A 19,597-nucleotide genomic window follows, 5' to 3' on the forward strand; every position below is an offset into this window, starting at 1 on the left:
CATACCGTCGGGCGCGGCGAATGGAGTGTCGGAACGTCCTGCCATGATGGTCCCCATGCCTGCGGACACCGGACTGGATCCAGAACAATCGGCCGCCGTGCTCGCGCCACGCGGCCCGGTATGTGTCCTCGCGGGCGCTGGAACAGGCAAAACCCGCACCATCACGCGCCGGATCGCTCATCTGGTTGCCGACGGTCACGTGTCGGCCGGTCAGGTGCTTGCCGTGACGTTCACCGCTCGTGCGGCCGGGGAAATGCGTGGACGTCTCCGTGAGCTGGGCGTCGGCGGGAGTGGGCCGCAGGTGCAGGCTCGAACTTTTCACGCTGCTGCTCTCCGTCAACTGAAGTACTTCTGGCCGCAGGTTGTCGGCGACACGCCGTGGCGTCTGCTGGACCGAAAGTTCGCCGTTGTCAGCAGTGCCGCAGCCCGGGTGGGATTGTCCACCAGCACGGAAAGCGTCCGCGACCTCGCCAGTGAAATCGAGTGGTCGAAGGCGTCGCTGATCGCGCCGGAGGATTACCCACGCGCGATCGCCAAGATTCGCCGTGAGGCACCGGTCGATGCCACCAAGGTGGCCCAGGTGTATGCCGCATACGAAGAGCTGAAAGCACGCGGCCAGGACGGCATGCTGCTTGATTTCGACGATCTCCTACTGCACACGGCGGCAGCTCTCGAAGAGCATTCGACAGTCGCCGACGAGTTCCGCGAGCGGTATCGCTGCTTCGTCGTGGACGAGTATCAGGACGTCACCCCACTGCAGCAGCGTGTGCTCGACGCCTGGCTGGGCGACCGAGACGATCTGACCGTGGTGGGCGATGCGAATCAGACCATCTACTCCTTCACCGGAGCCACCCCAACTATCTGTTGGACTTCTCCCGGAAATTCCCCGAAGCGACCGTCGTTCGGCTCGAACGGGATTACCGCTCCACCCCTGAGGTCGTGTCGTTGGCGAACCGCGTGATCGGTGCCGCGCGCGGGCGGATCGCCGGGACGCGTCTGCAGCTGATCGGGCAACGCGCGCCGGGGCCTGAGCCGGAGTTCATGGAGTTCGACGACGAGCCGGCCGAAGCGCTCGGCGTTGCGCGGGCGATCAAACGGCTGATCGCGGCAGGCACCCCTGCGGCCGAGATCGCTGTTCTGTACCGGATCAATGCTCAGTCGGAGGCGCACGAGCAGGCCCTGACGAAGCTGGGCATTCCGTTCCAGGTGCGCGGTGGAGAGGGCTTCTTCACTCGCACCGAGGTACGTCAGGCGGTGGCAGCGCTGCGTCAGGCAGCTGGACGCGACGACCTCCCCGAAGGTGCCGACAACGGCGAAGCGCTGGTCTCACTCGTCCGCGCTGTGCTCGCGCCGCTCGGCCTGACCAACGAAGAGCCTTCGGGTACTCAGGCACGCGAGCGCTGGGCGTCGCTCTCGGCTCTCGTGGCGCTCACCGAAGAACAACTTGTCCACGAACCTGAACTGACGCTCACCGGGCTTCTACAGGAGCTCACGGCCCGAGCCGAGGCGCGGCACCCACCGACCGTGCAAGGTGTGACGCTGGCCTCCCTTCACGCGGCCAAGGGACTCGAATGGGATGCGGTGTTCCTGGTCGGCCTCAACGACGGCACCCTGCCTATCCAACACGTTCTCGGCGACGCCAATTCGGGCGCCGACGACGTCGCGGTGGAGGAGGAGCGTCGGCTTCTCTACGTGGGGGTTACTCGCGCTCGCGAGCATCTGCAGCTGTCGTGGGCATTGGCCCGCAATGAGGGTGGACGCAAGTCCCGTCGCCGGTCGAGATTTCTCAACGGACTAATCCCGGAGGACTCGCCGGCCTCGCGCGTCGCCGCGCCGTCGTCGGGAAACAAGAAGCGTCCGCGCTGCCGCGTCTGCGGCAAACCGTTGATCGGGACGTCGGCGACCATGCTCGGGCGCTGCGAAAAATGCCCGTCCAATGTCGACCTGGAATTGCTCGAGCACCTCAAGGCCTGGCGTCTGGACAAGTCCCGAGAACTCAAAGTTCCGGCCTATGTCGTCTTCAGTGACAACACACTGATGGCTATTGCCGAACAACGACCACAAGATAATCGTGGACTGGTTTCGATCCCTGGAATCGGGCCGAAGAAACTCGACAACTTCGGGGAAGACGTACTAGCTGTCATTCGCGGTGAACTGCGAGCGGCAACACTCGATATCTGACAACACATCCGAATCGACAACGGTGAGTTACATAACCGCAGGTCAAAAATAGGTTGTGCAGATTCGGCAGATTCTCTACTCTGGTTTTCAGTGTTACGGGGCAACCTGTGCGCAGAAACTATCCGGACCGACACGAAATGGAGGTGGCAAAAAAATGACGAACTTGATCTCTTACGAAGCGTGCGCAAGCGCAAAGTTCGCTGTTGCCGCCCCCATGCTGCCGCGTGCAGCGGGATGGGCGCAGCATGCGCTCCGCCTGCGCCCTCAAGCAGCAGCAAAGAAAGCAGCTGTCGAGTCCGTGTTCTTAAGCCATCGAGGTATTTCTCGGTAGGACACATCCGTTCACTTACGGCCACGGACCCGCAGCCCCTGCGGACCGTGGCCTTTGTGTTGGATAGCCCTCTTCATCTGGTTTCCGACTCGGCTCAGGTTCGCACCCATCGAACCCATATCGTGCGACACAGTTTCGCATCCGAGCACTAGGAGACCGAGTTGTCTGCCCAGACAATCCGCGTGGAATCCGAAAACTCCACCACTGCAGTAACTTCCACCGACGTCACTTCGGCTGCAGTCACGTTCATCGAGGTCGCGTCCACCCGCCGCGACTTGCCGTGCCGGGCATCCAACCCCGATCTCTGGTTCGCCGAAGCTCCGGCCGAACTCGAGCAGGCCAAGGCACTGTGCGCGCAGTGCCCATCCGTTCCCGTTGTCTCAGTGCGGCTCTCGACCGCGCCGAGCCATGGGGGGTGTGGGGCGGCGAGATCCTCGATCAGGGGGCCGTCATAGCGCGCAAGAGACCGAGAGGGCGCCCACGCAAGCAACTTGTGTGCGCGTGAGAGCCCTATTCGGCGGAGCCGGTGTCTTATTCGGCGGAGCCGGTGTCATCCAGAACCGGCTCCGCGAACCCTGGCAACCAACGAGTCAGGATTTCCATGTACGGGGCATATGCGTCCAACTGGGCGCATATGCCGACCGAACCGAGAAGAACACGGAAGATCATCAAATACTCGGCCGGAAGGTTGAGTGCACGGGCCGTTCGGAACTGCGCACTGTTGAAGTCAGTGGCGGTTCCGGCGGCCTTTTGCAGCCATGCCCGAGTGAAGTGAAATGACTCGGTCTGGATCGGGTCGGTGAAGGGTCGCAGGTAATCCGCGATCTCCTTGTCGGTCACCGTGCGTCCGGGGATCACGAAACCGTTGGCGCGCAACAACTCCGTCAACTCGTCGAATTGTTCCTCGACAGCCAAGCGCACCATCGTGCCGAGAACCCGTGGCAGTCCGTTCGGGAACGGCGCAGCAGCACCGAAGTCGATGACGCCGAGTCGGCCGTCCTCGAGAAGCATGAAATTGCCGGGGTGCGGGTCACAGTGGAGCAATCCGACACGGGCCGGAGACGCGAAGTGGAATTCGGCGAGTAGTGCACCGGCCGCATTGCGCTGCTCCGGCGTTCCACTCTCGATGATTCTGGTCAACGGGGTTGCCGTCATCCATTCGGTCACGACCACTTTCGGTGCGCTCGCCACGACGTGCGGGATCACGAATTGGGGATCTCCGTCGAACTCTTTGGCAAAAGCTCGCTGATTGTTCGCCTCGATCCGATAGTCGAGTTCTTCCTCCGTGCGCGCGGTGAACTCCTCGATCACGGGCCGCACGTCGACACCGGGCATGACCGAACCGAAGAGACCGGCAAATCTGCCCAGGGTCTTGAGATCGGCGCGTAGAGCTTCGTCGGCGCCGGGGTACTGAACTTTCACGGCTACGTCGCGGCCGTCCGCCCAGACGGCTCGGTGAACCTGCCCGATGCTTGCCGACGCGGTCGGTTCATCGTCGAACGACTGGAATCGGTCGCGCCACTTGGTTCCGAGTTGCTGGTCGAGCATCTTGTGTACTTGCTTGGTCGGCAGCGGCGGGGCGGCGGCCTGGAGCTTGTTCAGCGACTCGCGGTACGGCTCGGCGAATTCCTCCGGAATTGCCGCCTCCATGACGCTGAGCGCTTGGCCCAACTTCATCGCGCCGCCCTTGAGTTCGCCCAGCACCGCGAACAGTTGCTCGGCGGCCTTCGCGCTCAACTGCGCGTCGATCTCGCCTTTGTCGCCGCCGGCGAGCTTGCGTCCGAAGCCCATGGCGGCGCGACCGGCCATCCCCAGGGGGATGCTCGCGAGTTTGGCAGTACGGGCAGAACTCTTGCGTGGGATCTCGGACACCACACCATCATGTCTGACTGGGGCGTCCTTTGCCCGAAACAGGTGCCAGGTATTGGCAACTGCAGGATATTTGCCGAGGCCAGCGCCTGGTTGTGATCCGATACGGACGGAGCGCGATCTCGAGCGTCGACGACAGACTCGCCGCATGCGTCGCCGCTGTCTCCGATAACGCGGAGTCGATCTCGGCCAGGGCCAGCGCGACACTTGCATGGATCATCGCCGATTCCGCGTGGCCTGCGCTGCCGAGTAGCTGCGCGGACAGATGAAGCCAATGAGGGTCGAGTTCGGATCGGAGGATGTCTGCGCACCGCAGGCAACTCGACTGACCAGGCAGGACAAGAGGACCGACCACACCGTTGCCGTCGCGGATGCGGACGGAAAGGTGGGGGAGTCCACAGCGAACGAGATCGCTGACCAGACGAGGATCAGTCACGACGTCGTCGGCAAGGACCACCAGTTGTTCGTTCCACGTACGCACGACGTCGGTGTTGCGATACCCGCGCGAGCGACGCGTGCTGACCCCGCCGGTGACGAGTGCGCGCTCGATGGCGTCAGAGAGCGGACCGACACCGTGAATCCGGACCGTCGCGGTGCTTCTGCGGGCAGTGTGGGCGAAACCGGAATCGGCGAGTTGCTCGAGCAACTCCTCCGTCACGGATGTGGGAATCCCGAGCCTCGACGCTTCCCAGAGGATGTTTGCGCGGGATCTCGAGCCGTCCATTTTGCGCAGGATCGACTTCACCGCGCGATCGTCGACCCCGACAGGCAGAGTCAGCAGGACGGCACGTCCGGGGGTCCATCCCAGCTGCAGTCGACCATCCGGGCGCGACAGAACAGCGATCCGCGGGTCCCATCGAGGTCCCGCGGATCGCTGTGAAGTGCTGTCTTGTCTGGTGTCGTCGTGTGTGTGACCGGTCATCATTCGATGCTGGCACGACGGGCCCTCGGCGAGTCCCCGTCAGCGGCAGTTATCCACAGGCGGTCATCGCGGCTGATCTGCGAAAATCGGTCGAGAAGGGATTACTTCTCTTCGTCGTCCTCGCGGGTCTTGTCCATCGCTTCCTCGGCCGCACGCTCTTTTGCCACGACGGCTTCGAGCTGGGCTATCGGGTCGTCGAAATTACCGGCTTCGCCGGCGCCGAGGACACGGGCGACAAATCCGTCCGGTGCGTCGAGATCGCTCGAATCGGGCATCAGGTCGGGATGCGACCAGACGCCGTCGCGAACGTCCATACCGGCTTCCGCAGTGAGCTTCTGCCACAAACCGGCCGCTTCACGGACCTTGCGAGGACGAAGTTCGAGTCCGACCAGCGTCGCAAAGGTCTGTTCGGCGGGGCCGCCGGTGGCACGGCGACGCCGCAACGTCTCGCTCATCGCGGCAACACCAGGCAGTCGCTCGCCGAGTGCGGCGGTGACGACCGTCTCCACCCAACCCTCGACCAGCGCAAGCAGAGTCTCGAGACGTTCGAGAGCGGCTTTCTGCTCCGGTGTGTTCTGCGGCTCGAACGTGCCCTGCTGCATCAGCGCTTCGAGCTTGCTCGGATCGGTGAGAGCGGATGGATCGAGGTCCTTGGCGAATTCTTCCATCGCCGAGAAGTCCATGGTGATTCCGCGGGCGTATTCCTCCACTGTCGCGAGAACACGCTGGCGCAGCCACGGAACGTGACTGTAAAGACGCTGATGAGCGGCTTCCCGCGCGGCGAGGAACACCAGAACTTCCTGATGCGGCTGTTCGAGACCCTCACTGAAAGCCTGAACCGCAGCCGGGAGAAGGGCCGCGATGCCTTCGGGGCCGAGGGGCAGGCCGATATCAGTGGAGGAGAGCACCTCGGTGGACAGTTGGCCGAGTGCCTGGCCCAATTGCGAGCCGAACGCGAGTCCGCCCATCTGCCCGAGCATGCCCAGCATCGGGCCAGCCATCTGCTGTGCTTCGGCCGGAAGACCCTGGACCCACATGCCCGCTACCTTCTCGGCCACCGGATCACAGAGTCGCTTCCAGGTGTCGATCGTGTTGTCGAGCCAGTCGTTCGGAGTCCACGCAAGAGTGCGGCTCGCTCCGGCAGGGAGCGTTGTCGCGGCGTCCAGCCACATCTCGGCCAGGTGCGCGGCGTCGGCGATCGCCTTGACGTTGCCCTCGGTGATCGGTGTGACCGATCCGATCTGTTGGCGTGCCAGCTTCTTGGCGATGTCGTAGTTGACCGGGCCGGACGTACCGCCCTGGCCCATCGACGAGCCCATTCCGCTCAGCATCTGCCCGAACTGGGTGAGCATCTGGCCGAGCTGAGCCGGATCGAATCCCTCACCGCCCGCGCCGAACCCGAACGGCATGTCACCACCCCGAACGGATTGCCACCCGCCGCGTTCTTGTCGCGATCGGGATCGTCGTCGGAGTTGGAGAAGCCGAACGGCATATTGCTCATACCTCAACGGTACAAGGCTCGAGCGGTCGGAGTCGCCCTCCGAGTCACGCTGACGGCGAACACGCACGGCGCTCAGGCGGTGCGATCGGTGCTCCGGAGCCTTCGCGCTTTACTCTGGATCAGGTGAATCGACGGATAGTGACGCTCTTGGCCGCACTCGCACCCATCGTCGTGTTGGGAGTCGTCGGAACAATGGTCACTGTTCCTTATGTCGCACTCGGTCCGGGCCCCACCTTCAACACGCTCGGCGACGTCGACGGTAAGCCCGTCGTAGACATCCAGGGGACCGAGGTCGATCCCACCGACGGCAACCTCAACATGACAACGGTGTCGGTTCGCGACGGCCTCAACATCTTCGAAGCGTTCGGACTGTGGGCGAGTGGCAGCAACGGACTCGTCCCTCGCTCGGAGATCTATCCGCCCGAGAAGTCGAAGGAAGAGATTCAGCAGGCCAACACGGCCGACTTCCAGCAATCCGAGGACAGTGCCGAGTTGGCGGCACTGCACTTTCTCGGCAAGCCGGTGGCACTGACTGTTTCGAAGGTGACTCCGGACGGTCCCGCTGCGGGTGCCCTGCAAGAAGGCGACGTCCTGGTCAAGATCGGCGACACTCCGGTAACCACCATCACCGGCGTTCAGGACACGGTCGGTGCGATCGCGCCCGGCACCGCGATCGACGTCACCGTCCTTCGTGAGGGTGTGGAGACCGTTGTGCCGGTCACCGTCGGGGCGCGGCCCAACAAGCCCGAATCGGGTTACCTCGGCGTCACACCCAGCGAGGTCCCGGACGTTCCCTTCACCGTGCAGTTCAATCTCGCCGACATCGGCGGTCCTTCTGCCGGACTGATGTTCACACTGGCCTTGGTCGACAAGCTGACTCCGGGGGAGCTCAACGGCGGAAAGTTCGTAGCCGGAACGGGCACCATCGACTCCGACGGCGAGGTCGGTCCGATCGGCGGCATCAGGTACAAGTTGATCGCCGCGTCCGAAGCCGGTGCTGAGACCTTCCTCGTGCCGGCCCAGAACTGTGACGAGGCGAAACAGAATGCGCCGGACGGGCTTCGACTCGTCAAGGTCGACAACCTGCCCGGCGCAGTGGACTCACTCGAAAGCCTCAACACGGGTGGCGACGCACCCCGCTGCTGAAAGCTGCCTGGCCGCCGACGACTCTGTCAGTCTTCTTCGACCTCGTCGAGCGTCGCGTACAGGGCGTGCACGAGGTGAGGTGCAAGACCGTCGTAGGTGAGCAGTTCCAAGTCACCGTACGGATCCGCATCCTCGTCGGGACGCATCTGTAGGAGCGACAGCGAGGGACCGTCACGGAGCACGCCGACGAACAGTCGAGCCTCGCGTCGATCGGGATGCGCGTCGGCCGTCAGTCGAGCGACTTCGTCCGCCGCGTGCTGATCGGTCAACACCGGCGCCGTGGCGTGGTCGAGATCCGATTCCGCCGCGGGCGGCAGGACGACGATCTCCTGCACCAGGATGCAACCCTGCACGGACTCGGGCCAATGCGTCGTTGCCAGGAACTCGTCGAGTGCCCGTGAACCGCCGATGATGTCCTCGGGAAGCGATTCCTGTTCGATCGGTGTGTATTCGGCGCCCTCGGCGAGTTGGTCGAGCAGTCCGGGTTCGGCCGCGGCGAGCATCTCGGTGGGTACCAACGCGTACAGCTTCGGAGGCTGATCCCAGCCTTCGGCGTCGATGTGGTCGACAACTTCATGAACGCACCGGGCGAGGGCACTCGGTGATCTGCTCATATTCTCTTCACTCACGCCTTCATCCTCCCACCTTCTGTCCGGCTCCCCGCTCTCCGTGTTGTCAACCCGTGACCGTTGTTACGTAGAGTGGTCGGAAACGGCCAAGTCCACTCGGGCGTGGCCGCAGTGATCGATGCAATCGGTTGCGACGCCACGGCGTCGCCAAATCTTGGAGCGTGGCACGTGGGCATGCGGCCCCCCGCAGGTTTACCCTCTCTGTCCAGACGCAGTCGAATCTTGTTGGTGGTGGCTGTCGTAGTGGCGGCCTTGCTGCTCGTGGGGCCGCGACTGATCGGCATGTACACGGACTGGTTGTGGTTCGGCGAAGTCGGCTTCCGCGGTGTCTTCACCAAGGTTCTGCTGACGCGATTCGTGCTCTTCCTGGTCGTCGGAATTGTCGTCGGCGCCATCGTGTGGCTCGCGATGCTTCTCGCGTACCGCGCACGCCCGGTGTTCGTCCCGGTCTCCGGACCCAATGATCCGATCGCGCGCTACCGCACCACCGTCATGTCGCGTCTTCGTCTTTTCGGCGTGATCATTCCGGTAGCGATCGGCATCCTGTCCGGTCTCATCGCACAGGCCAACTGGGTCACTATCCAGTTGTTCCTCAACGGCCAGGCTTTCGGGATCACCGATCCGCAGTTCAACTTGGACGTCGGCTTCTACACGTTCGATCTGCCGTTCTACCGTTTCGTTCTGAATTGGTTGTTCGTCTCGATTCTGCTTGCCTTCGTGGCAAACCTGGTCACCCACTACGTTTTCGGTGGGATCAAGTTGGCCGGGCGCAATGGGACGTTCACCACGGCCGCTCGTATTCAGCTGGCTGTCATCGCCGGCACCTTTGTGCTTCTCAAGGCGGTGGCGTACTGGTTTGATCGGTACTCGTTGATGTCGAGTAGTCGTAAGGAACCGACGTTCACCGGCCCGGGCTTCACCGACATCAATGCGGTTCTGCCTGCGAAGCTCATTCTGTTGTCCATTGCGGTCATCTGCGCCTTGGCGTTCTTCGCCTCGATCTTCACGCGGGATCTTCGGATACCGGCCATGGCAGTCGCTCTACTGGTTCTTTCGTCGGTCCTCGTCGGTGCCGTCTACCCGATGATCGTCGAGCAGTTCTCCGTCAAGCCCAATGCGGCGCAGAAGGAGAGCACGTACATCGAACGAAACATCGAAGCGACCCGTCAGGCGTACGGGATCACGGAAGAAAACGTCGACTACGTCGACTATCCGGGAATTGGCACCAAGCAGCCCCAGGACGTTCCGGCAGACCGGACCACGATCGCGAACACACGCCTGTTGGATCCGACCATTCTGTCGCCGACGTTCACCGCTCAGCGTCAGCTCAAGAACTTCTACGGGTTCCCGCAGACGCTCAACGTCGACCGTTACGAACAAGACGGCCAGTTGCGTGACTTCGTTGTCGCCGCGCGTGAGCTGTCGCCGAACAACCTTTCCGGCAACCAGACGGACTGGATCAACAAGCACACGGTCTACACGCACGGCAACGGTTTCGTCGCCGCCCAGGCCAACGAAGTCACGGCCGTGCAGGGCGACAGTCAGAACAACACCGGTGGCTACCCGATCTACTCGGTGAGCGACCTGACGACCACGCCCGAGAACGAGAATCTCAAGGTGGACAATCCTCGTTCGTACTACGGCGAGGTGATCAGTCAGTCGGACGCCGATTACTCGATCGTCGGTTCCGTCGACGGTGAGGGACCGCGGGAGTACGACACCGACACCTCGAAGTACACCTACACAGGTTCGGGTGGCGTTTCGATCGGCAACTGGTTCAACCGTCTTGCATTCGCGGCGAAGTACACCGAGCGCAACATCCTGTTCTCGAGTGCAATCGGCTCGAACTCGAAGATCATCTTCAAGCGTGATCCGAAGGAAAGGGTCGAGGAGGTCGCGCCTTGGCTGACGACCGACGGCGCTGCTTACCCCGCAGTGGTCGACGGCAAGATGCAGTGGATCATCGACGGCTACACCACGGCCCAGGATTACCCGTACGCGCAGCGCAGTTCGCTCGACGGGTTGGTCGAGGACAGTATCGACCAGACGACCGGGCGCCTCATTCCGCGCCAGGAGTTCTCGTACATCCGTAACTCAGTGAAGGCCACGGTCGATGCCTACGACGGCACTGTCACGCTGTACCAGGTCGACGAGCAGGATCCGGTTCTGAAGGCGTGGATGGGGGTCTTCCCGAACACGGTGAAGCCGAAGAGCGAAATCTCGGACGACTTGCAGGCACACTTCCGCTACCCGGAAGACATGTTCAAGGTTCAGCGAGAGATGCTGGCGAAGTACCACGTCGACGATCCGAGTGAGTTCTTCACCAACAACGCGTTCTGGTCGGTTCCGAGCGATCCGACGATCGACACGTCGGCCAACCAGCCGCCGTACTACGTGCTGGTGGGCGACAAGGACACCGCGAAGGCGGATTTCCGTCTGACCAGTCCGATGGTCGGGTTCAGTCGTGAGTTGCTGTCGGCCTACATCTCGGTGGCGAACGACAAGGAGAACTACGGCAAGTTCACGGTGCTGCAGTTGCCGACCGATACGCAGACTCAGGGTCCACAGCAGGCTCAGTCTGCGATGACGTCGGATTCGCGTGTTGCTTCGGAAGTGTCACTGCTCAAGCAGTCGAACAAGATTCAGTACGGAAACTTGCTGACTCTGCCGATTGCCGAGGGCGGAATCCTCTATGTCGAGCCTTTGTACTCGCAGCGAAACTCGCAGAACGCGTTCCCTCAGTTGGCGCGTGTATTGGTGAGCTTCAGCGACACCAACGGCATTCGGATCGGTTATGCACCGACCGTCTCCGAGGCGATCAGTCAGATTTGGCCGGGCGCAGGTTCGGCAGCGACGGTCACCCAGCCGGCACCCGATCCGGATACCGGAGCGCAACCGGAAACGCCGACAACTCCGACGGCACCGGCCCCGCCGGCTTCTTCGGATGACGTCACGAAGGCGCTGGCCGAGGTCAATTCGGCAATGGCGGCATTGAAGTCGGCGCAACAGAGCGGTGACTTCACCAGCTACGGTGCTGCGCTCGACCGCCTGCAGAAGGCTGTTGACGCGTACCAGGCGCTGCCGAGGTAAGCGGCGTCAGTTCATGAATAGCAGAAGGCCCACCATCCGATCGGATGGTGGGCCTTCTTGTGTGCTCAGGTGAAGCTGTACGAGCTGAATCAGCGCAGTGCTGCAACGATCGGTGCGTTGGCATCGGAGAGCTGCTGGAACTGTGCGGCGAAGCCGTACTGGCCGGCGAGGTCACGAGCGGTGTCGTAAGCCTGCTGTGCGGCGGGCTTGAGCTCGGCCGGGATCTCGATGGCGGGAGCAACTGCGGGTGCCTCGGCGACGGGAGCCGGCGCTGCGGCGGGAGCTTCTTCGACTGCAGGCTCGCTCGCGACGGTCAGACGCTGGCCGCAGACGGGCCATGCGCCGGGGCCCTGGCTCTGCAGGGTGTTCTCGGCGACGCGGATCTGCTCTTCCTTGGAAGCGTTGGCGGGCGAGCCGGTGCCACCGTTGGCGGTCCAGGTGCTCTGCGAGAACTGCAGGCCGCCGTAGTAGCCGTTTCCGGTGTTGATGTTCCAGTCGCCACCGCTCTCGCACTGTGCGACGCCGTCCCAGTTGTGGGTGGCTGCGGAAGCGGTGCCGGTGCTCATGGTGAGGGGCACTGCGACAAGTGCGCCGGCTACTGCCAATGTGCCGAATGCACGCTTGCTGATGCTGGTGTACGTCATGTCGGGGTAAATCCTCTCCGCGCTTGCTGACATCGGCGGGCCTGCGGGTCGGCGATGATGCTGACTTTCCCGGGCGCTTGTCTCTCCGTGTCTCTGCCCCTCGAAGGTTTCGGGGGTTCCGATCCCGCGGGCAGAGTGGAGCAGCGGCGGGTCGGCGTTCGCCCGGTTGATTCGGGCCGGGACCGACCGTACGGGAGCGTCGAACGAGGGTCGATTCGCAATTTTCCGGACTGTCTGGTCTGCTCTCGACCCAAAATTTTAGCGTTTGTGCTGGTAGAGCCTTTCCGATGCCGTTTCGACGTACGTTCGTTACATGCTTGTTATGTGTTGATGCTCACGGGCATTTTGTGAACCCAGTCACCCGATTCTTCGACTTTCAGGCGTGTATTTCGCTCCAGCGCAGGCGATTTGCGTTCCGTTCACCCGCTCGTGTAACTTTGTCCATGCATCGCGGGGTGGAGCAGCTCGGTAGCTCGCTGGGCTCATAACCCAGAGGTCGCAGGTTCAAATCCTGTCCCCGCTACTAGAAAAGGACCGCCGCACTGGATTCCAGTGCGGCGGTCCTTTTTTGTGCGCAGCCGTCGTAGGGCGGCGACGTGCGACTCTCGAAGATTCTCTTGGCGATGGCGGTGACTACTTCGCTGGTGACCACCGCTCTGGCGTTCTCGGCAGGAAGCGCTGCCGCCGGTGGGCGGATCACCGATGCGAAGCGCGTGGTCTTCATCGTTCCGGGGCAGCAGCTCTACAACTCGGGAGAAACGCACCAGGCGACCTACCGCGCCCTCGACAAAGCACTGAGCGCTGCGGGCTACGAGACACACTTCGTCGACGCACCCGGCAAGATGATTGCGGCCGACGCCGAGCTGATTGCCGATTCGATTCGCTCCTACGCTGCCGGCGCTGACTCCGTCGGGGTGATCGCGCACAGTGCGGGTGGACTGAGCTCCCGGTACTACGCGAAGTTCCTCGGTGGCTCCGAAGTAGTGGATTCATTCGTCGCCATCGGTGCGCCGCAGTACGGTAGCCCCGGTGGCTGCGTACAAGGCCCTGCCGACGGCTACGACACCTGCATGTTCTCCGAAGTTCTCACCAAGCTCAATACCGGTGAGGACACTCCTGGATCTGCCTACTATTCGGTGGTGCAGAGTTCGGGCGAGTGGGCGGACGGTCGGTTGGACGGGGGCCAGTGCCGGGTGTACGTCGATGGCGTTCCCGGGGCCGGAACCGGAGGAGACCATCTCACCGAGCTCGAGCATCCAGAGGTCATCTCGGGAGCGATCAGCGCTTTGGAGCGAGACTGTGTCGGTACGTTCGTGGACGAGAACGACGGCGACATCACCTGGCCTGACACGCTGTTTCCGTCATTTCGGTAAAGCTTCAGGTCCGGGTTGTTCGGACGAGTAGCCCGGCTACGTGTGCGCTCGCGGCAGTCCTCGCCTCCAAGGCGTCACCCGATTCGATGGCCGCGACTATACGTGCGTGCTCGGTGACAGCGATCCGCCGATTGAGCTCGAGGCTCCACATGTCCGAACGGTAGAGATGTGACTGTCCGTCCAGACGATGCAGGGCTTCGCTGAGTGGGTGATTGCATGCAGTCTCACGAATCAAGGTGTGAAACTCGAGGTCGAGCTTCGAATCCCGACGCTGATCCGGCGGGCTCTCGAGAAGTTCGCGTTGCACCTGCACCATCTTGTTCAGCTGTGACACGGTTTCGTGCGTGGCATTGGCCGTGGCGTTGAACGCCGCGAGACCGTCGAGTACCTCACGCACCTCGAAGACCGCGCGCAGAGACTCCGCGTCCAGCGAATCGACTTTTGCACCCGCATTCCGTGTGTGGACGGCGATGCCCTCGTAGATCAACTGCTGCACGGCCTCGCGGACCGGCGTTCGACTGACATTGAGCTTGCTCGCCAGCGCGGGAACACTCAGTGGTGTCCCCGGCGCCAGCTCTCCCGAAAAGATCAGTTCGCGAAGTGTCTCGTGCACAGACTCGGTGAGTAAAGCTCGTTCGGTGGTGGTCATCTTGTCCTCACTTCGATCCTGCACGATGTCGACGGTACCCGGGAGCGCTATCCAGCGGCGCGCACCCGGTCAGCGTTGCGACTGTCGACGTCGGGCGCCGTCGCGCCTTTCAGTCCGGCCACTTTGGCCGCGATGTTCTCAGCGATCGTGATCGGCGGGTATCCCACTTCGCCCGGTGTGAGAGTCCCTGGCAGTGCTTCGATGACGGCGTCGTAGTTCCCGTCGAAAAAGAATGCGGCAGAGCGACGTCGGATGATCTGACCATCGACGATAGGTGGGTCGACTCGGTGCACTGTCGAGCGCCATCGGTCGTTCGTCCAGCGTGCCATCGCGTCGCCGAGGTTGATCAAGAGTGCGCCGTCGGCAGGTTGGACGTCGTGCCATACGCCGTCGGCACTCAGAACTTGAAGGCCCGGAACTTGATCTGCCCACAGGATGGTCAAGATTCCGAAGTCGGTGTGAGCGCCCATTCCCGTCATGTCGCCGGAGATGCGGATCTCGCCCTCGGGCAGTGCGTAGTTGTTCATCTTCATCGCGTCGATCGAATGGTCGAGCATCGAATCGAAGTACCCGGGCTGCAATCCGAGAGCGTCGGTAAAGGCGCACATCAGGATTCGTGCCAAGCCCTGGGCATGACGGAAATACTCTTCGATTGCCGGTCGGAATCCGGGCGCGGCCACGGGCCAGGTGTTGGCGGCGTAGCTGGACTCGGGTAGGTCGACGCCCGGATAGTCGCTCACCTCTGTGCCCACGACTATTGCTTCGTAGAAATCGTTCATCTGGTTCGCAGCGGCGACGCCCAGGCTCATGCTGAGTGATTCCGATTTCGGTGGTGAGTAGCCGCGGTTCTCGGACGAGGGACGGCGATAGTTGTTCTTCACCGTCAGTGGGAGAGCAAAGAACTCGTCGAGAGCGTCGGCCAGTCTTTCGGTCGCCGATCGTGGAATGCTGTGTCCGACAATCTGTATGAATCCGACCTCCCGGCACGCGCGATCGAGTTGAGCTGCCACTTCCGCACAGGCAGTGCTGTTGGTGGCGTTTGCAACCGCTGCCTCGCCGCGGAGGTACGGGCTGATATCGATCGCAGGGATCTCGAAGACAGGAGTTTCGTGGGTCATTTAAAGTCCTTGCGGCCGGACGTGTGCCACTTACCGACGAGCACACGTGAGAGGAATCCAAAGGCAGAGAAGACGAGGACACCGAACACCGACGCGATCACGATCGCGGCGATCAGATCCTCGGACTGAAGGCGGCTTCGGTAGACGTCGAGCAGCGTTCCGATCCCGGGTTGTCCTTTGGCGAAGAACATGTCGCCGATGATGGCACCGACGACAACAAGGCCGGAGGCGGTGCGGATGCCGGTGAGAATAGCCGGCATTGCCGCTCGCAGTTCGAGTTTCACCAATCGATCCCAACGGGACGCGCGGCCGAGGGTGAACAGTTCGTGCAGTCCGCGATCGACCGATTGCAATCCGAAGTGTGTGTTGGTGATGATCGGGAAGGCTGCGATGAGAACGCACACCAGGGTGCGCGCGGTCATGCCGTAGCCGAACCAGAGCCCGATGAGGGGGACGATGGCGAGGATGGGAATGACCTGCAGCACAACGGCATAGGGATAGACGATCCGCTCGATCCACTTGGCCTGGCTCATCAGCACGCCGGTTCCGACGCCGACTGCCACCGCGACCACGAAGCCGACCAGTGCTACCTGTGCCGTCACTGCGAGGGCTTCGAGCATGGGAGAGAGGTGTTTCCAGTCGAGTAGCGACTTTGTCAGTACTTGACTCGGCGGCGGAAGGAGAAATCGACGTTCCGGGGAGAGAACGAGGTAGCTGACGATCGACCACGCTGCGACCGCGCCGGCAAGTGAGAGCAGCGGATAGAGCAGGAAGGTGCCGAGCGCTCTCATTCGCGAGGGCCGTCCGGGCTGTGACTGTGCTCGCGCGGCGGTCGCAGAATCAGTGCGAACGGCGGAATTGCGTGCGGTGGTGCCCTGTTGCACTGCAAGGACTTCGGTCATCGTGAGCTCCCATGGAGACTGGCCGAGATCTCGGCGACGTGTTCGGTGTATCGGGCGTCGTAGCGCAGTTCCGGGCTACGCGGGTACGGGAAATCGATGTCCACGACCGAATGGATTCGTCCGGGCCGGGCGGTCATGACGACCACCTTGTTTGCGAGGTACACGGCCTCGGATACCGAGTGCGTGATGAACATCGAGGTGAACCCCTTGTCGGTGTAGAGCCTTTGCAGCTCTACCTGCATCTCCAGTCGTGTCATCTCGTCGAGAGCACCGAAAGGTTCGTCGAGCAGCATCACAGCAGGTGCGAGGGTGAGCGCTCGCGCCAACGAGACACGCATCTTCATTCCGCCCGACAACGCGTTGGGCAGTTGTTTCGCAAAGTCCGCCAGGCCCACTGCGCGAATTGCCTCGTCGGCGCGCAACTTTCGGGCTGCTTTGTCGCCGCCACCGAGTTCGGCGGACAATTCGACGTTGGCCTGCACGGTTCGCCAGGGGAGGAGAGTCGGCTCCTGGAAGATGAAGCCAACTGATTCGGTGTCGAGGGCAACCGCGCCGCTGGTCGGTCGCTCGAGGCCGGCCGCCATGCGCAACAAAGTCGACTTGCCGCAGCCGGAGGGTCCGACCACGGCGACGAAGTCTCCTCGCTCCACGTTCAGATCGATGCCGTCCAGCGCGACAGTGCCGGTATCGAACTTCTTGACGACATCGGAAAAGACCATCTGCATCGGTGCGGTGAGCTTGCGAGCGTCGGCATCCTGCATCGTGTTCGCGAGTTCCATCTGAGCCTCCGGTTCAATAATGCATGCAAAAGTTCTTCAAGATGTATTAACCATCTTGAATTGCATGTATGTCGCCTAGATTGCTGAATGTAAATGTGAGGTGACATTGCAGGTGAAGCGAGAATCCTGGCGCGCGTTACCTGATGGAAACAACTAGTCGATTGCATGTAATCCATGTGCTGCAGAGTGTGCACATCGGATCATCCTTCCTGGTTCGCCCACATCCCAATTGTTTTAACGAAGGAGACGCTGTGTATTCAAATCGCAAGGTGCATTCCAATCGCAGAAGTGTGGGAGCGGCCGGCGCGGCACTGGCCATGTGTGCAGCCATCGGATTGACTGCGTGCAGCTCCAGTGAGGCTGAGACGGCCAAGGCTGAATCTCTCGAACCAGCTGCCGAGGCTCAGAACCTAGCGGGTCTCTGTCCGGAAAACGTTGTGGTTCAACTCCAATGGCAGCCACAGTCGGATATGGGAGCGCTCTTCGAGATGCTTGGTCCCGGCTATTCGGTCGACACCGACGACAAGTCCGTCAGCGGGACTCTTGTCGCCGGAGGGAAGGACACCGGAGTCGACTTGACCTTGCGGGCCGGGGGACCGGCAATCGGGTTCCAATCCGTCAGCTCCCAGATGTACGTCGACGATTCGATCACTCTCGGCTTGGTGCACGGCGATCAGGTGATCGCGGCAGCGGCAAGTCAGCCCGTTGTGGCCGTCACGCCATTGCTCAAGTACAGCCCGGCAATCCTCATGTGGGACAAAGAGTCTCATCCGGAATGGGCGAGTGTTGCCGATATCGGCAAGTCCGACGCGAGTGTCGTCGTTTCCAAGGAGCAACTGTTTCCGCAGTGGCTCGTGGCGAAAGGCCTACTGAAGCAGTCTCAGCTCGACACGAGCTACGACGGAGCTCCCTCGCGATTTGTCGGTGACCCGACCATCGCTCAGCAAGGATTCGCGAATTCGGAACCGTACACGTACGAGAAGGAGACGCCGGCGTGGGACAAGCCGGTTTCCTATGACCTGCTGAAAGATTCGGGTTTCGACATCTACGCGTCCAATGTTTCCGTTCGTGCCGACAAGGTCGAGACACTCTCCCCGTGTTTGAGCAAGCTGGTTCCGATCATTCAGCAGGCCACCGCGGACTACATCACAGCGCCGGATACGGCGAATGCTGCCATTGTCGACGTCGTCTCGCAGGACGTGTCGTTCTCTCCCTACACCGAGGGTGAAGCAGCGTTCAGTGCCCAACTCTTGAAAGAGAAGGGCCTGATCGCGAACGAGGCGGACGGATCCGTCGGCACGTTCGACATGACGCGAGTCGCTCACACCGTCGAAGAACTGAAGCCCATCCTGAACGCCGGGGGTGCGGCGATACCGCAGTCATTGACTGCAGAAGAGATCTACACCGACAAGTTCACCGATCGGTCCATCGGAATCCGCTGAAGGAGCTGACAGCAAATGACGTACGACATGACAGAACTCAACCGCGAGACCCGCATGGGTGGCCTGGGCACGGAGACCACCGACCGCGAGGTCCGAAGAATCGATCTCTCGGATTTCGAGAACCGGCGCAGCGAGATCGCCGAGGAGTTGTGGTCGGCAGCGACCGACATCGGATTCTTCCAAATCGTCAATCACGGGATCGATCTGGACCAGGTCCGCGAGGCTTTCGCGGCGGCCGAGCGATTCTTTGCACTGCCCACTGAGGTCAAAGCGCAGTATCCGCTCAAGAAGGGTTTCAACTCTGGCTGGGAGAGCATGACGCAGGTGCGTCCGTCCATCGGAACACCTGATCAGAAAGAGTCCTATCAGGTGACCCGCCCGCATATGGGTGATCTGTGGCCCACTGCAGACGAATTGGGCGGATTCCGCGAAACGATCCTGGACTTCGAAGCCAAGTGCTGGGGCATTGCGATGGACCTGTTGTCGTGCTTCGCCGAGAAGCTGGGATTCGAACGAGACTTCTTCACCAGGGCACATGACCCGTCGGTGGACACGTACCAGAGCACACTGCGACTACTCCACTACTTCCCCCTTGCCGCCGACGCAGATGTCGAAGGGATGTGGCGTGCCGGAGCACACACCGATTTCGATTGCCTGACATTGCTTTTCCAGCGTGACGGTCAGGGCGGTTTGCAACTGTGCCCGGGCAAGGAGATGGACACCCAGGAATGGACGTCAGTGGTGCCGGCTGAGGAAGCGATCACCTGCAACATCGGCGACATGCTGATGAGATGGAGTGATGACGTCCTGCCGTCGAATTTTCATCGGGTCAAGAGTCCCGGAGTCACCGACTATCGGGGAGCCCGCTACAGCCTCGCGTTCTTCGCTCAGGCGAACCGCGACGTGACCATCGAGGGGCCGGCGGGCAAGTACCCGCCGATCACTGCCGAGGACTACATCGACCAGCGAGTGCGCGCGAACTTCGCGCGTTGATCCGTATCCGTTCCGTCACACACTTTCA

The 19,597-nt window shown here is 62.0% G+C and carries 13 protein-coding genes, 1 tRNA gene and 3 pseudogenes; 8 read left to right on the forward strand and 9 right to left on the reverse strand.

Going from position 1 to position 19,597, the window contains the following annotated elements:
• Positions 1 to 43 precede the first annotated feature (43 nt).
• Both EHW12_RS11010 and EHW12_RS11015 read left to right on the forward strand, forming a co-directional pair.
• Positions 44 to 2,181 (forward strand): annotated as a pseudogene (locus EHW12_RS11010) (ATP-dependent DNA helicase UvrD2).
• Between the two features lie 513 nt (positions 2,182 to 2,694).
• Positions 2,695 to 3,017, forward strand: a pseudogene (locus EHW12_RS11015) (WhiB family transcriptional regulator).
• A gap of 26 nt (positions 3,018 to 3,043) precedes the next feature.
• On the opposite strand, the gene EHW12_RS11020 reads toward EHW12_RS11015, so the two are convergent.
• The 3 genes and pseudogenes from EHW12_RS11020 to EHW12_RS11030 form a co-directional block, all read right to left on the reverse strand.
• Entirely contained in the window at positions 3,044 to 4,384 is a 1,341-nt protein-coding gene (locus tag EHW12_RS11020) for an AarF/UbiB family protein (protein ID WP_030534995.1), read from the reverse strand.
• A gap of 7 nt (positions 4,385 to 4,391) precedes the next feature.
• On the reverse strand, positions 4,392 to 5,306 hold the full coding sequence (locus EHW12_RS11025) for a hypothetical protein (RefSeq protein ID WP_065455530.1): 915 nt from the start codon (positions 5,304 to 5,306) through the stop codon (positions 4,392 to 4,394).
• A gap of 98 nt (positions 5,307 to 5,404) precedes the next feature.
• Positions 5,405 to 6,804, reverse strand: a pseudogene (locus EHW12_RS11030) (zinc-dependent metalloprotease).
• A gap of 123 nt (positions 6,805 to 6,927) precedes the next feature.
• Here EHW12_RS11030 and EHW12_RS11035 point away from each other — a divergent pair.
• A complete protein-coding gene (locus EHW12_RS11035; protein ID WP_037130086.1) occupies positions 6,928 to 7,950 on the forward strand; it encodes a PDZ domain-containing protein in 1,023 nt (340 codons plus the stop codon).
• A 26-nt stretch (positions 7,951 to 7,976) separates the two neighbouring features.
• Here the strand turns inward: EHW12_RS11035 and EHW12_RS11040 are convergent, their stop codons facing one another.
• Positions 7,977 to 8,564 (reverse strand): PPA1309 family protein, encoded by a 588-nt coding sequence (locus EHW12_RS11040; protein WP_164490614.1) that lies wholly within the window; start codon positions 8,562 to 8,564, stop codon positions 7,977 to 7,979.
• 189 nt (positions 8,565 to 8,753) lie between these two features.
• On the opposite strand from EHW12_RS11040, the gene EHW12_RS11045 reads away from it, so the two are divergent.
• Positions 8,754 to 11,669 (forward strand): UPF0182 family protein, encoded by a 2,916-nt coding sequence (locus EHW12_RS11045; protein ID WP_207623849.1) that lies wholly within the window; start codon positions 8,754 to 8,756, stop codon positions 11,667 to 11,669.
• Positions 11,670 to 11,758: 89 nt separating this feature from the next.
• Here the strand turns inward: EHW12_RS11045 and EHW12_RS11050 are convergent, their stop codons facing one another.
• Positions 11,759 to 12,313, reverse strand: a complete 555-nt coding sequence (locus EHW12_RS11050; RefSeq protein ID WP_003942299.1) for a transglycosylase family protein — start codon at positions 12,311 to 12,313, stop codon at positions 11,759 to 11,761.
• A 449-nt stretch (positions 12,314 to 12,762) separates the two neighbouring features.
• On the opposite strand from EHW12_RS11050, the gene EHW12_RS11055 reads away from it, so the two are divergent.
• Positions 12,763 to 12,836 (forward strand) — tRNA-Met (locus tag EHW12_RS11055).
• A gap of 73 nt (positions 12,837 to 12,909) precedes the next feature.
• Positions 12,910 to 13,686, forward strand: a complete 777-nt coding sequence (locus EHW12_RS11060) for a lipase (RefSeq protein WP_116056897.1) — start codon at positions 12,910 to 12,912, stop codon at positions 13,684 to 13,686.
• A gap of 4 nt (positions 13,687 to 13,690) precedes the next feature.
• On the opposite strand, the gene EHW12_RS11065 is transcribed toward EHW12_RS11060, so the two are convergent.
• From EHW12_RS11065 to EHW12_RS11080, 4 genes are read right to left on the reverse strand one after another with little or no spacing between them, the layout of a single operon-like run.
• On the reverse strand, positions 13,691 to 14,335 hold the full coding sequence (locus tag EHW12_RS11065) for a GntR family transcriptional regulator (RefSeq protein ID WP_125052572.1): 645 nt from the start codon (positions 14,333 to 14,335) through the stop codon (positions 13,691 to 13,693).
• 47 nt (positions 14,336 to 14,382) lie between these two features.
• Positions 14,383 to 15,453, reverse strand: a complete 1,071-nt coding sequence (locus tag EHW12_RS11070; RefSeq protein WP_073512804.1) for a 2-oxoglutarate and iron-dependent oxygenase domain-containing protein — start codon at positions 15,451 to 15,453, stop codon at positions 14,383 to 14,385.
• Positions 15,450 to 16,355 carry an ABC transporter permease gene (locus EHW12_RS11075; protein WP_007731277.1) on the reverse strand — a complete coding sequence of 302 codons (906 nt, stop codon included), beginning with the start codon at positions 16,353 to 16,355 and terminating at the stop codon, positions 15,450 to 15,452. The genes EHW12_RS11070 and EHW12_RS11075 overlap by 4 nt, the downstream gene beginning before the upstream one ends.
• Entirely contained in the window at positions 16,352 to 17,134 is a 783-nt protein-coding gene (locus EHW12_RS11080; RefSeq protein WP_003942349.1) for an ABC transporter ATP-binding protein, read from the reverse strand. Before EHW12_RS11080 ends, EHW12_RS11075 begins: the two co-directional genes overlap by 4 nt.
• Before the next feature lie 251 nt (positions 17,135 to 17,385).
• Here EHW12_RS11080 and EHW12_RS11085 point away from each other — a divergent pair, with 251 nt between their 5' ends.
• Positions 17,386 to 18,576, forward strand: a complete 1,191-nt coding sequence (locus EHW12_RS11085) for a hypothetical protein (RefSeq protein ID WP_007731279.1) — start codon at positions 17,386 to 17,388, stop codon at positions 18,574 to 18,576.
• A 15-nt stretch (positions 18,577 to 18,591) separates the two neighbouring features.
• Positions 18,592 to 19,569 (forward strand): 2-oxoglutarate and iron-dependent oxygenase domain-containing protein, encoded by a 978-nt coding sequence (locus EHW12_RS11090; RefSeq protein WP_003942293.1) that lies wholly within the window; start codon positions 18,592 to 18,594, stop codon positions 19,567 to 19,569.
• Positions 19,570 to 19,597: the final 28 nt, after the last annotated feature.

This window comes from Rhodococcus sp. NJ-530 (assembly GCF_003860625.1).
Classification (GTDB): domain Bacteria; phylum Actinomycetota; class Actinomycetes; order Mycobacteriales; family Mycobacteriaceae; genus Rhodococcus_F; species Rhodococcus_F qingshengii.

Excerpts from the sequence above, each read along its gene's own strand:
- EHW12_RS11025 (WP_065455530.1), bottom strand. The coding sequence starts at position 5,306 with ATGATGACCGGTCACACACACGACGACACCAGACAAGACAGCACTTCA.
- EHW12_RS11040 (WP_164490614.1), bottom strand. The coding sequence starts at position 8,564 with ATGAGCAGATCACCGAGTGCCCTCGCCCGGTGCGTTCATGAAGTTGTC.
- EHW12_RS11045 (WP_207623849.1), top strand. The coding sequence starts at position 8,754 with ATGCGGCCCCCCGCAGGTTTACCCTCTCTGTCCAGACGCAGTCGAATC.
- EHW12_RS11050 (WP_003942299.1), bottom strand. The coding sequence starts at position 12,313 with ATGACGTACACCAGCATCAGCAAGCGTGCATTCGGCACATTGGCAGTA.
- EHW12_RS11065 (WP_125052572.1), bottom strand. The coding sequence starts at position 14,335 with ATGACCACCACCGAACGAGCTTTACTCACCGAGTCTGTGCACGAGACA.
- EHW12_RS11070 (WP_073512804.1), bottom strand. The coding sequence starts at position 15,453 with ATGACCCACGAAACTCCTGTCTTCGAGATCCCTGCGATCGATATCAGC.
- EHW12_RS11075 (WP_007731277.1), bottom strand. The coding sequence starts at position 16,355 with ATGACCGAAGTCCTTGCAGTGCAACAGGGCACCACCGCACGCAATTCC.
- EHW12_RS11080 (WP_003942349.1), bottom strand. The coding sequence starts at position 17,134 with ATGGAACTCGCGAACACGATGCAGGATGCCGACGCTCGCAAGCTCACC.
- EHW12_RS11090 (WP_003942293.1), top strand. The coding sequence starts at position 18,592 with ATGACGTACGACATGACAGAACTCAACCGCGAGACCCGCATGGGTGGC.